The 12,463-nt window shown below is 66.2% G+C and carries 11 protein-coding genes; 5 read left to right on the top strand and 6 right to left on the bottom strand.

What is annotated here, in order from left to right; all coding sequences use genetic code 11:
• Positions 1 to 8: 8 nt before the first annotated feature.
• The 6 genes from AC3QL3_RS16360 to AC3QL3_RS16335 form a co-directional block, all read right to left on the bottom strand.
• Positions 9 to 788, bottom strand: a complete 780-nt coding sequence (locus AC3QL3_RS16360; protein ID WP_492895145.1) for an SDR family NAD(P)-dependent oxidoreductase — start codon at positions 786 to 788, stop codon at positions 9 to 11.
• A gap of 22 nt (positions 789 to 810) precedes the next feature.
• Complete coding sequence (locus AC3QL3_RS16355) at positions 811 to 1,917, bottom strand: CaiB/BaiF CoA transferase family protein (protein ID WP_492895144.1); 1,107 nt, start codon at positions 1,915 to 1,917, stop codon at positions 811 to 813.
• A gap of 7 nt (positions 1,918 to 1,924) precedes the next feature.
• On the bottom strand, positions 1,925 to 2,245 hold the full coding sequence (locus AC3QL3_RS16350) for an SCP2 sterol-binding domain-containing protein (protein ID WP_492895143.1): 321 nt from the start codon (positions 2,243 to 2,245) through the stop codon (positions 1,925 to 1,927).
• A gap of 50 nt (positions 2,246 to 2,295) precedes the next feature.
• Entirely contained in the window at positions 2,296 to 3,477 is a 1,182-nt protein-coding gene (locus AC3QL3_RS16345; protein WP_492895142.1) for a lipid-transfer protein, read from the bottom strand.
• A 103-nt stretch (positions 3,478 to 3,580) separates the two neighbouring features.
• Complete coding sequence (locus AC3QL3_RS16340) at positions 3,581 to 6,589, bottom strand: peroxisomal multifunctional enzyme type 2 (RefSeq protein ID WP_492895141.1); 3,009 nt, start codon at positions 6,587 to 6,589, stop codon at positions 3,581 to 3,583.
• Between the two features lie 162 nt (positions 6,590 to 6,751).
• Positions 6,752 to 7,891: an acyl-CoA dehydrogenase family protein gene (locus AC3QL3_RS16335; protein WP_492895140.1), complete on the bottom strand. Its 1,140-nt coding sequence runs from the start codon at positions 7,889 to 7,891 to the stop codon at positions 6,752 to 6,754.
• A gap of 177 nt (positions 7,892 to 8,068) precedes the next feature.
• Here AC3QL3_RS16335 and AC3QL3_RS16330 point away from each other — a divergent pair, with 177 nt between their 5' ends.
• The 5 genes from AC3QL3_RS16330 (at position 8,069) to rfbD (ending at position 12,458) form a co-directional block, all read left to right on the top strand.
• A complete protein-coding gene (locus tag AC3QL3_RS16330; RefSeq protein WP_492895139.1) occupies positions 8,069 to 8,764 on the top strand; it encodes a TetR/AcrR family transcriptional regulator in 696 nt (231 codons plus the stop codon).
• A 151-nt stretch (positions 8,765 to 8,915) separates the two neighbouring features.
• Complete coding sequence (gene rfbB / locus AC3QL3_RS16325) at positions 8,916 to 9,968, top strand: dTDP-glucose 4,6-dehydratase (protein WP_492895138.1); 1,053 nt, start codon at positions 8,916 to 8,918, stop codon at positions 9,966 to 9,968.
• A gap of 116 nt (positions 9,969 to 10,084) precedes the next feature.
• Entirely contained in the window at positions 10,085 to 10,969 is an 885-nt protein-coding gene (gene rfbA / locus AC3QL3_RS16320; protein ID WP_492895137.1) for a glucose-1-phosphate thymidylyltransferase RfbA, read from the top strand.
• On the top strand, positions 10,966 to 11,523 hold the full coding sequence (gene rfbC / locus AC3QL3_RS16315) for a dTDP-4-dehydrorhamnose 3,5-epimerase (RefSeq protein ID WP_492895136.1): 558 nt from the start codon (positions 10,966 to 10,968) through the stop codon (positions 11,521 to 11,523). Before rfbA ends, rfbC begins: the two co-directional genes overlap by 4 nt.
• Entirely contained in the window at positions 11,520 to 12,458 is a 939-nt protein-coding gene (gene rfbD / locus AC3QL3_RS16310; RefSeq protein WP_492895135.1) for a dTDP-4-dehydrorhamnose reductase, read from the top strand. The genes rfbC and rfbD overlap by 4 nt, the downstream gene beginning before the upstream one ends.
• Positions 12,459 to 12,463: the final 5 nt, after the last annotated feature.

Genomic DNA, 12,463 nt, shown 5'->3' with positions numbered 1-12,463 from the left:
GATTCGCCTTAGCGCGGCGGCATCCGGATCGCGCCGTCCAGGCGCACGCTGGCGCCGTTGAAGTAACCGTTGCGGCACATCTCCAGCGCCAGCGCGGCGAATTCCTCCGGCCGGCCGGCGCGCTTGGGAAACGGTACCGCGGCGGCGAGCCCGGCCTGCGCTTCGGGCGGCAACAGCTGCAGTAGGGGCGTGTCGAAGGTGCCGGGCAGGATCGTGTTGACGCGGATGCCTTCGTCCATGAAGTCGCGCGCGATCGGCAAGGTCATGCCGACGATGGCGGCTTTCGATGCCGCGTACGAAGCCTGCCCGATCTGGCCGTCTTCAGCGGCGACCGAAGCGGTGTTGACGATGGCGCCGCGCTCGCCGTCTTCGAGCGGCGCCAGCGCGAGCATGCCGGCGGCGGATTTTGCGATGCAGCGGAAGGTGCCGACCAGGTTGATCGCGATCAGCATTTGGAAATGATCGAGCGGGAAATGGCGAATCTCGCCGCTCGACTTGGAGCGCGCCGCGGTGCGGCCGGACAGGCCGGTGCCGGCGCAGTTGACCAGGATGCGTTCTTGCCCGTTGGCGGCGCGTGCCTGCGCGAAGGCGGCGTCGACTTCGGCGTCGGAGGTTACGTCGACCTGGCAGAAGGTCGCGTCGAGTTCGTGCGCGAGAGCGTCGCCGTGCGCAGCATCGCGGTCGAAGATCGCGACCTTCGCACCCTCGCTGCGCAAGGCGCGCACGGTCGCGGCGCCGAGGCCGGAAGCGCCGCCGGTGACGACCGCGGCGACATCGCGAAGATTCATGCGCGTTCTTCCTCGTGCATGTTCAAGCCTCCTGCGCCAGCGTGCCGAGCAGGCGCGCGTTGTCCGCACCCGGTTCCGGTGCCGGCGCCAGCGCCGGCAGCGGGTGGTCGAACCGGATCGGTAGACCGAACGCCGGTTTGCCGCTGTCGTCGACGACCAGGCCGCGCGCGCGCACCTGCTCGTTGGCGAGCGCTTCTTCCAGCGTCAGCACCGGACTTGCGCAGGCGTCTTCGGCGCCGAGCAGTTGTTCCCATTCGGCGCGCGTCTTCTGCGCGAACAGCTCGATGAGCGCTTGGTGCAGTTCGTGCCCGCCGTCGGCGCCCGGCGCCAGCGGCAGTGCGAGCAGGTCTTCGCGTGCGGCGAGCCGGCAGACGCGCGAAAAGAACTTGTATTCGAGCGCGCCGAGCGCGAAGTGGCGTCCGTCGGCGCAGGCGTAGACGCGATAGTTCGCCATGGCGCCGGAGAGGGCGTCGGCGCCACGCGGCAGGTTGTGTCCGAGGGTGCGCAAGGTCGCCAGCGCGGCGACTTGCAGGGCGAGCGTGCCGTCGAGCATGGCCACGTCGACCAGGGTGCCCGCGCCGCTGGCGCGCGCTTGCAACAGCGCGGCGAGGATGCCGACCGCGCAGGTGAGCGCGCCGCCGGCGAGGTCGGCGACTTGGAAATTGCCCGGCGCCGGCGCGCCGTCGGCGACGCCGCTCTGTTCGAGTTCGCCGGCGTAGGCGCGGAAGTTCATGTCGTGACCGGCGCGGTCGCGATACGGGCCGGTCTGGCCGTAGCCGGTCAGCGCGGCGTAGACCAGGCGCGGATTGATCGCCTTCAATGCCGCGTAGCCGCAACCGAGTTTGTCCATCACGCCGGGACGAAACGATTCGATCACCACGTCCGCCTCGGCGGCGAGCTGGCGGAACGTTTGCGCGTCGGCCGGCTGACGCAGATCGAGCGTGATCGAGGCTTTGCCGCGATTGAGCAATGCGAACAGTTCCGGCATCAACAGGCGTGTGTAGTCGCCGCCGTCGCCGTCCTCGATCTTGATCACCTCGGCGCCGAGCTGGGCCAGATACAGCGTGCAGAACGGACCCGGCAGGAGCCGGGTCAGGTCGAGCACGCGCACGCCGGCGAGCAGGCTCATGCGCGGCCTATCCTTGCAGCGCGCTCGCGTCGAAGATCTTGCTCAGCCGCTGCGCCAGCATCAGATCGCCGGCCGCTTTCAGCTTGCCGCTCATGAAGGCGGCGACGCCGTTGAGACGACCCTGCATCAGTTCGACGAAGTTCTCGTCGGACACGGTCAGGGTCAGATCGCTCTTCGGCGCGGTACCGGCGTGGATCGAGCAGGTGCCGTTCTCGATCACCGCATAGGCGGGCTGGGAGATGTTGAGCTGGATCGTGTGCGACTTGTCGCCGGCCTCGGCCGGACGAAACGCTTTCGGAAGCTGCTGCACGAGGGTGTTGGCGTCCATCGAATGTCCTCAAGGGTGGAACGAGCGCCGAAACGCCGGCGCGGAATGGGTCAATCGTTGCGATACATCGTGACGACGCAGGCGCCGCCGAGACCGAGGTTGTGCTGCAGGGCGATACGCGCGCCGTCGACCTGGCGTTTGTCGGCGCTGCCGCGCAGTTGCCAGACCAGCTCCGTGCATTGCGCCAGTCCGGTCGCGCCGAGCGGGTGGCCCTTCGACAACAGACCGCCGGACGGATTGGTGACGTACTTGCCGCCGTAGGTGTTGTCGCCGTCCCAGATGAATTTCTCGGCGGCGCCGTCGGCGCACAAGCCGAGCGCCTCGTAGGTCAACAGTTCGTTCGCGGTGAAGCAGTCGTGCAGCTCGACCACGTCGACGTCCTCGGCGCCGATGCCGGCTGCCTCGTACACCTGCTGCGCCGCGCTGCGGCTCATGTCGAAGCCGACCATCTTGATCATGCTCTGCGGCTCGAACGAGGTGGCGTAGTCGGTGGTCATGCTTTGCGCGGCGATGTACACCGGCTTGGCGATGCCGTGCTTTTTCGCGAACTCGTCCGAGCACAGGATCGCCGCTGCGGCGCCGCAGGTCGGCGGGCAGCACTGGAAGCGGGTCAGGGGATCGAAGACTTCGTCCGAGGCCATCACCTGTTCCAGCGTCAACGGCTGATTGAACAGCGCATACGGATTGTTCGCCGCATGCCGTCGCGCCTTCTCCGAGATCTTGCCGAAGGTTTCCTTCTTGGTGCCGTGACGCCAGCGGTATTCGCGGCCGGCGCCGCCGAACATCTGCGCCGCGACCGGTGCCGCGTTCATGCCCTGCACGTCGTTCATCACCTGGGCGAACTTGCCGAGCGGCGTTTCGCGATCGTTGAACTTCGAACTCAGAGCGCCTTTTTCCATCTGCTCGAAGCCGAGCGCGAGCACGCATTCGGCGAGACCGCCCTCGATCGCCTGACGCGCGAGATAGAGCGCGGTCGAGCCGGTCGAGCAGTTGTTGTTGACGTTCACCACCGGAATGCCGGTGAGACCGAGTTCGTAGACCGAGCGCTGGCCGCAGGTCGAATCGCCGTAGACGTAGCCGACGTAGGCCTGCTCGATCTCCTGGTAGCCGACGCCGGCATCGGCCAGCGCGATGCGGCCGGCGTCGCGCGCCATCTCGTAGTACTCGGGACTGGCGCCGGGCTTGGAAAACTTGGTCATGCCCACGCCGATGACGTTGACTCTGCGTTTCATGGGTTTCATTTCTCCTGGCTCGTCATTCCCGCATCCGCGGGAATTCCATGTCGTTCGATCAAAAGCGAAGGCGTCGGCGCGACCGATCGTGTGCGTTCGCGCATCAGTTCTTGAGGAAATCGAGTTCGTGCGCGAGCCGCACGTCGCCGTCGACGCGCAGGCGGCCGTGCTGGTACAGCGCACGCGCGTCTGCTTCGCCGCGCACGAGTTCGGCGAGGTCGGCGTCGGCCAGGCCGAACACGGCGTTCGCGTGCGCGCTCTCGCCCGGCTCGACCTTCGGCGCCTTGCCGGACAAATCGATCGTCCAGCGTGTCTCAGGCTCGCGCAGCTGGAACACGAGCACGCTGCCGCTGAGTCCGTTGGCGGCCTTGGGATGGGTTTTCAGCTTGTCGGCGAGCGCGCCGAAGATCGTGGCGGCCGATCCGCTCGACTGCGCCGGTGCCGCGGGTTTCGTCTCACCAGGGCCGGCGGCCGCGCGTGCGCGCGCGGCGTCGAGTGCGAGCTTGGGATCGATCTGCTGCAGGAAGCCGAGCTTCTGCGAGGCCATCACGTTGCCGGCGATCTTCAGCTTGCCGCCGAAGTAGAGCTGGTTCGGGTCGGCCTTGCCGCTGCACATGGCGAGGAAATCGGCGTCGCTGAGCTTGAGTGTCACGTCGGGTTTTTCGGCGGCGCCCGCGCGCACGCTGCCGTCGCCGGCGCGCAAGTCCAGCGTCCACGACGCATCCGGCTCGGTCAGGTCGAACTGAAACGAGGTCTTGATGCGCTCGCCGGTGCCCGGATGGGCGGCCAGATGGCTCGCGATCGCGACGAAGATGTCGGCCGCAGCGAGCGTCGGCGCGCTTGCTGCGGCGGAGGCGGGCGCCGCGGTCGTTGCCGTGGCCGGCGCGCTGCGTTCGGCCAATACCGCCTGCAGCAGCTTCGGATCGATCTGCTGCAGGAAGCCGAGCTTCTGCGAAGCCATCACGTTACCGGCGATTTTGAGCTTGCCGCCGAAGTAGAGCTGGTTCGGATCGGCCTTGCCGGTGCTCATCGCGATGAAGTCGGCGTCGGCGAGGCTGAGTGTGGTATCGGCTTTGTCCGCAGCGCCCGCACGCACGCTGCCGTCGCCGGATTTGAGGTCGAGCGTCCAGACCGAATCGGGCTTGGTCAGGTCGAACTGGAACAGCGTCTTGATCCGGTCTCCGGTGCCCTTGTTCGCGGCGAGATGGCGCGCGATCACGGCGAAGATGTCGGCGCTGCTCGGTTCGTTCGCCGGCGCTGCCGCTGCGCTCTCGGCGACGGTGCTCACAACCGGCTTGACCTGCGCTTGCGGAATGTCTCGGTACAACTCGACCGCCGCGTTGCGCAGCACGAGCTTGTCGCGTTCCTTCACGCGCATCTCGAGCACGATGCGCGTGTCCGATTCTTTCCACAGACGCGTGACCAAGGTCTCGCCTGGGTACACGCTGTCGGCGAAACGCACCTTGATGCTCTTGAAGCGGCGCGCGTCGCCACCGCAGAACGCGTTGACGACGTGGCGGCCGGCGATGCCGAACGTGCATAAGCCGTGCAGGATCGGTTTCTCGAAACCGAACGCCTGCGCGAAGGCGGGATCGGCGTGCAGCGGATTCCAGTCGCCGGACAGTCGATAGAGCAGGGCCTGGTTCGAATCGACACGCTCTTCGATGGTCGCATCCGGTGCGCGTTCGGGCGGTTGATTGATCTCGCCCGACGGGCCGCGCTCGCCGCCCCAGCCGCCGATGCCGCGCACGAACGAGGAGATCTCGTTGTAGGCGAGCTTGTTGCCGTGCTCGTCGAAGGTGTCGGTGGCGAACACGATCACCGCATTGGGCGCCTTGTCATAGGCGGCCTTCAGGCGCATCACGTGTTTGAGCCGAGCCTTCGGCGGCAGCGGAAGAAAAACTTCCGTGTACTGTTCGCCGTGCAACACCGTCTCCAAGCCGAAGCGGATTCCCGGTATCGAACGGCCTTCCTTGACCAGCGCCAGCATCGCATTGACCGGCGGGATCACCGCGTAGGTCGGCAGCGCCTGGAAACTGTCGCCCAGTTCGTAGGCGAATTTCAGATCGTTGGCGTCGGACGCATCGCGCGCGGCGCCGACGCCGAGCGCGTACAGCGCGAGGTCGCGTTCGTCGTAGCTGGATTCCGATTCCAGCCGCGCAGCCATCGCCTCGTCGAGATCGATGTGCTCGTTGCCGCCCAGGCGCGGCTTGTCCGCATTCGCGAGCAGCGGCGCGAACGCTTCTGCGGTGCTGGTCGGATGCTCGCTGGCGCGCGCGAAGTCGGTGATCGCGTCCCAGCGTGCGGCGACTTGTTCGATCTCGAGCGCACGTCCGGTCGGAAAGAACACGCCTTCGCTGCGCTCCCAGCGCAGCTTGCTGACGAAACCGGCGCCGACTTCGAACAGGCCCTTGGTCTCTTTGCAGTCTTGGTGGCACAACCAGCCGACCAGCGGTGCGACGTAGTCGGGGCTGAGTTTGGCCAGCACTTCCGGCGGCAGGATGGTTTCGGTCAGGCGCGAGGCGGCGATCGGCGCGATCGTGTTGACGTGGATGTTCTTGCTGCGGCCTTCCTCGGCCAAGGTCTGCGCGAAGCCGTGCAGGCCGAGTTTGGCCATGCTGTAGTTGGCCTGGCCGAAATTGCCGTACAGGCCGGCGGCGGAAGCGGTGACGACGACGCGGCCGTAATTCTTCTCGCGCAAGATCGGCCAGGCCGCGTGCGTGACCTTGAACGCGCCGAGCAGGTGCACTTGATAGATCAGGTTCCAGTCCTGCTCGCTCATCTTGGCGAAGCTGACGTCGCGCAGGATGCCGGCGTTGTTGATCACGATGTCGATCGTGCCGAACGCATCCAGCGCGGCCTGCACGATGCGCTCGCCGTCGGTCACCGAATCGTAGTTCGCCACCGCTTCGCCGCCGAGGGCGCGGATTTCCTCTACGACTTTGTCGGCGGCGGCGGACGACTTGCCTTCGCCGAATGCGCCGCCGCCGAGGTCGTTGACCACGACCTTGGCGCCGCGCGCGCCGAGCATCAGCGCGTAGGTGCGGCCGAGCCCGTTGCCGGCGCCGGTGACGATGGCGACTTTGCCGTCGTATCTGAGTTGCTGCGACATGTGCACGCTCTCTCTACGGTCTTGTCGTTGCGGGTTTCCGCCGTCATTCCGGCGTCGTCCGGAATCCCTCTCGATTTCACGATGGCGCGCGAAACGCTTTGGATTCCGGTGTTCGAGGGGATGACGTAGGCGGAATTTCGTTGGTTTCCGTTTGCGCGGTTCTCACAGACTCCGCGCAATCAATTCCTTCATGATCTCGTTGGTGCCGCCGTAGATGCGCTGCGCGCGCGAGTCGATCCAGCCGCGCGCGATCGGGTACTCCAGCATGTAGCCGTAGCCGCCGTGCAGCTGCAGGCATTCGTCCATGACCTTGCATTGCAGGTCGCTGCACCAGTACTTCGCCGTCGCCGCGGCTTCGACGCTGAGTTGGCCGGCCAACTCTTGCTCCAAGCAGCGGTCGACGAAGACGCGGCCGATCGCGATTTCGGCTTTGAGCTCGGCCAGCTTGAAGCGCGTGTGCTGGTAGTTCGCGACCGGCTTGCCGAACACCTTGCGGCCGCGCACGTATTCCAAGGTCAGTTCGAGCGCGTATTCCGCCGCGGCGATCGCATTGATCGCGATGATCAGACGTTCCCACGCGAGTTCTTTCATCAGCGCGATGAAGCCGACGCCTTCCTCGCCGAGCAGATTCGTGCGCGGCACGCGTACGTTGTCGAAGAACAGCTCGCAGGTGTCCTGGCCCTTCATGCCGATCTTCTTCAGCGGCTTGCCCTTGCCGAAGCCGGCGCGGTCCGCCTCGACCAGGATCAGCGACACGTTCTCGGCGCCGCCGGCGGCATCGCCGGTCTTGGCCACGACTACGACCAGGTCACAGAGGTACCCGTTGGTGATGAAGATTTTCGAGCCGTTGATGAGGTAGTCGTCGCCGTCGGCGAGCGCGGTGGTCTTGACCGCCTGCAAGTCGGAGCCGGTGCCCGGCTCGGTCATGGCGATCGCGCCGACCACCTCGCCGCTGGCCATCTTCGGCAGCCACTGGCGTTTCTGAGTCTCGTTGCCGAAGTGGTTGAGATAGTTGGCGACGATGTCGCTGTGCACGGCGAAGCCGAGGCTGCTGTCGCCCACGCGCATCTGTTCTTCCATCACGATCGCGCTGAACAGGCGGTCGGCGCCGGCGCCGCCGTACTCTTCCGGCATCGTCACGCAGAGCAGGCCGAGTTCGCCGGCGCGGTTCCAGATTGTGCGGTCGACGTGCTGCTGTTCTTCCCAGCGCTCGCGGTGCGGCGCGACTTCCTGTTCGAGGAAGCGGCGCACGTTGCGGCGGAACTCGTCGTGCTCGGGCGAGAACAAGGTCCTGGGGATCATGCGCCGGCTCTCGAAATAATTTACAGTCTGGATTGTATGTAAATTGAAACTAGCTTTCGTCGTAGGCGATGTCAAGCGCCGCGCCGCGGCCTCTGCGCTGGCCCGCGCCGAGCGGAGATTGCACACTAGGCCGGCGGCCGGTATTGAACGTTTGCAACATCCTTTGGAATGCGATCGATGAGCAGAGAATCCGCCGCCGCGGCCAAAAAAGCGGCCGACAAGGCGCCGCGGCGCCGGCAGTCCGACCGCAGCGCGGCGATGCGCAAGCGCCTGCTCGCCGCGACCCTGGAAAGCCTGGCCGAAGACGGCTATACCGGCAGCACCTTGAGTTCGATCGTGCGCCGCGCCGGCGTCTCGCGCGGGGCGCAGGTGCATCACTACCCGAGCAAGCAGGCCCTGATGCTGGACGCGGCGCAGAACCTCCTGCGCGACATCTATCGCACGCTGGGCGAGCTGATGCTGTCGGTGGCGGAGGAAGACGATCGCTTGCAGGCCCTGGTCGAGGCGATCTGGCAGCAGCTGTTCGCGACCAAGATCTACCGCGCCTACAACGAGCTGCTGGCGGCGAGCCAGCGCGACGCCGCGCTGGCCGAGGCGCTGCGCGACCTCTTGCTGCAACAGGCCGAGGTGTTCGACATCGCGATCGATCACTATTTCGTCGCCGCGCCCGGTTCCAATTCCGATATCAAGGCGCTGTTCGTGCAGTTCACCGCTTTGCTGCACGGCCTGGTCAGCCACACGCACGTCGCGCCGGGACCGGATTTCATTCGCGCGCAGCTGTCGAGTTGGATCCGCCATGCGCATGCGCACATGCGTGCGCGCAAGGGCGTGCGCACGCCGCCGCCGCGGCCGTCGGGCTGGGGCGCCGCCTAAGCCTTGCGCCGGCGCAGTTGGCCCGCGGCCGGGATTGCGGATAGGATTGCGCAGGGGCCGGTTAACCGGCCCTTTTTATTGGCAAAAATACGCGCCTGCAGAATGATCGCGGCGTCCGTAGATCCCATCTCGTGGCGGAAAACCTTAGCGCATGAAAACCCTGCTCGTTACCGGCGGTGCCGGTTTCATCGGCGGCAATTTTGTACTCGACACGCTGGCGCTCGGCGGCTGGCGCATCGTCAACCTCGACGCGTTGACCTATGCCGGCAATCTCGACACCTTGGCCGCGGTCGAAGGCCGCGCCGACTACGCCTTCGAGCACGGCGACATCGGCGATGCCGCGTTCGTGCGCCGCGTGCTTGCTGCGCACCGGCCCGATGCGATCGTGAATTTCGCGGCCGAATCGCACGTCGATCGTTCGATCGACGGTCCGGCCGCATTCGTGCACACCAACGTCGTCGGTACCCTGACTCTGCTCGAAAGCACGCTCGCGTATTGGCGCGAGCTGCCGGCAGAGCGGCAGGGCGCCTTCCGCTTTCTGCACGTCTCGACCGACGAGGTGTACGGCTCGCTCGGTGCCCAGGGACGCTTCAGCGAGGACTCGCCGTATCAGCCGAACTCGCCGTATTCGGCCTCCAAGGCCGCTTCCGACCATCTGGTTCGTGCTTTTCATCACACCTACGGCCTGCCGACGCTGACGACGAACTGCTCGAACAACTACGGTCCGTACCAGTTCCCCGAGAAGCTGATTCCGCTGATGATTCAGAAGGCGCTGGCCGGCGAAGCGCTGCCGGTCTACGGCGACGGCCGCAATGTGCGCGACTGGCTCTACGTCGGCGACCACGTCAGCGCGATCCAGCGCGTGCTCGACGCCGGCCGCGTCGGCGAGGTCTACAACGTCGGTGGCGACGCCGAGCGCGAAAACATCCACGTCGTGAAGACGATCTGTGCCTTGCTCGATCAGCGTCAGCCGCTCGCCGACGGACGTGCGCGCGAATCGCTGATCAGCTACGTCAAGGATCGTCCCGGCCACGACCGCCGTTATGCGATCGATGCGTCCAAGCTGAAGAGCGAACTCGGCTGGAGTCAGCGCGAGTCGTTCGAAACCGGTATCGCGCGCACGGTGGATTGGTATCTGACGCAGCAGGATTGGGTGAAACGCGTGCTCGACGGTAGCTATCGCATGGAGCGACTCGGCGCGTGAGTCGAAGAGGCGGTGCGATCAATGGAGATGCCGCTCCAGATCGCGAATCCGTTTCGTGCAACGCATCCTGATTTGAAATCGTCTGAGTTCAACCACTCTCTTGCGAGAACGATGGCATGACACGTAAGGGCATCATCCTCGCCGGCGGCTCCGGCACTCGGCTGTATCCGCTCACGCAGGCGGTGAGCAAGCAGCTGTTGCCGGTGTACGACAAGCCGATGATCTACTACCCGCTGTCGACCTTGATGCTGGCCGGCGTGCGCGAAGTGCTGGTCATCAACACGCCGCACGAGCAGGCCTTGTTCGAGCGCCTGCTCGGCGACGGCTCGCAGTGGGGCATGTCGATCCGCTACGCGGTGCAGCCCTCGCCGGACGGCTTGGCGCAGGCGTTTCTGATCGGGCGCGAGTTCGTCGCCGGCCAGCCGAGCTGTCTGATCCTCGGCGACAACATCTTCTACGGCCACGGCCTGACCGAGCAGCTCGCCGCAGCGAACGCACGTGCGCGCGGCGCCACCGTATTCGGCTATTGGGTGCGCGATCCGGAGCGCTACGGCGTGGCCGAATTCGACGCGCAGGGCAAGGTCGTCGATCTGGAGGAAAAGCCGGCCGCACCGCGCTCGCACTGGGCCGTCACCGGTCTGTACTTCTACGACGAGCGCGTTTGCGATTTCGCCGCCTCGCTGCAGCCATCGCCGCGCGGCGAGCTGGAAATCACCGATCTGAACCGCTGCTACCTCGAAGATCATTCGCTGATGCTGGAAAAACTCGGCCGCGGCTACGCCTGGCTCGATACCGGCACGCACGAGTCCTTGACCGAAGCCTCCAACTACGTCGAGACGATCGAGAACCGGCAGGGCTTGAAGGTCTGCTGTCCGGAAGAGGTCGCCTGGGAGAACGGCTGGATCGATTCCGAACAGGTGCTGCGCCTGGCGCAGCCGCTGGCGAAGAACGGCTATGGGCGCTATCTGATGCAAATGGTCAAGCAGGGCAGGGTTTCGTGAAGATCGTCCAGACCACATTGCCCGGTGTCGTGGTGATCGAGCCGGCCGTGTTCGGCGACGCGCGCGGCTACTTCTACGAGAGCTTCAATGCGCGCAAGTTCGCCGAGGCCGGTCTCGACCTGCGCTTCGTGCAATCGAACGTGTCGCGCTCGGCGCAGGGCGTGCTGCGCGGGCTGCATTACCAGTGGCCCAATCCGCAGGGCAAGCTGGTCAGCGTGATCGAAGGCGAGGTCTACGACGTCGCCGTCGACGTGCGCGCCGGCTCGCCGACCTTCGGCCATTGGGCCGCGGCGATCCTGTCGGCCGATAACAAGCGTCATTTCTGGATACCGGAAGGCTTCGCGCACGGCTTCGCCGTGTTGTCCGAGTACGCCACTTTCGCCTACCAGTGCACCGCGTTGTACGAAGCGGCGGCCGACGCCGGCGTGCGTTGGAACGATGCCGCGATCGGCGTCGACTGGCCGATCGCCGAGCCGCTGCTGTCGGACAAGGACGCCAAGGCGCCGTTCCTGGCCGAGGTCCCGCGCGAGAAACTGCCGACGTATTCGCCGTGAAGCTGCTTCTGCTCGGCGCCAACGGCCAGGTCGGCCATGAACTGGTGAGCGCGCTGGCGCCGCTGGGAGACGTGATCGCGGCGACGCGCGAAGGGCGCTTGGCCGACGGTACGGCTTGTTTGCAAGCCGATCTCGGCGACGCCGATTCGCTACGCGCGGCCTTGCAGCAGGCGCAGGCCGACACGATCGTCAATGCCGCGGCCTACACCGCGGTCGATCGCGCCGAAGACGAAGCGGAGCTGGCCGACCGCGTCAACCATCGCGCGCTGGCCGAGATCGGCGCCTGGGCGCGCGAGCACGCGGCGCTCGCCGTGCACTATTCGACCGACTACGTCTTCGACGGCCGCGGCACGCGCCCGTATCGCGAAGACGACGCGACCGCGCCGCTCGGTGTCTACGGCCACAGCAAACTTGCCGGCGAAGACGCCTTGCGCGCGAGCGGCGCCGAACATCTGATCTTCCGTACCGCTTGGGTTTACGCCGCGCGCGGGCACAATTTCCTGCGCACGATGCTGCGCCTGGGCGGCGAGCGCGAGGAGCTGCGCGTGGTCGCCGATCAGATCGGCGCGCCGACGCCGGCGCGCTGGATCGCACGCACGACCGCCGCGGCGATCGCGCAGCGGCTGGAAGCGAGCGTGGCGCCGCCGTCGGGCACCTATCACCTCGTCGCGAGCGGACAGTGCAGCTGGTTCGACTTCGCCGCGGCCATCCTCAAAAGCGCCGCCGAGCGCGGGCTGATCGCGCGCGCGCCGCGCATGCTGGCGATCACGACGGCCGACTATCCGACCCGCGCACAGCGGCCGGCCTACTCGGTGCTCGACTGCGCCAGGCTGAAATCCGCATTCGGGCTAGAATTAGCGGATTGGCGCGTGGGTCTGGACGAGGTGCTCGGCGAAATCGCCGCAAACGACCGGCCTGCCTCGAAGCCTGCCTGACGGCA

This window comes from Dokdonella sp. GW821-FHT11D02 (assembly GCF_058808595.1).
This window is presented reverse-complemented; position numbering and strand designations above follow the sequence as displayed.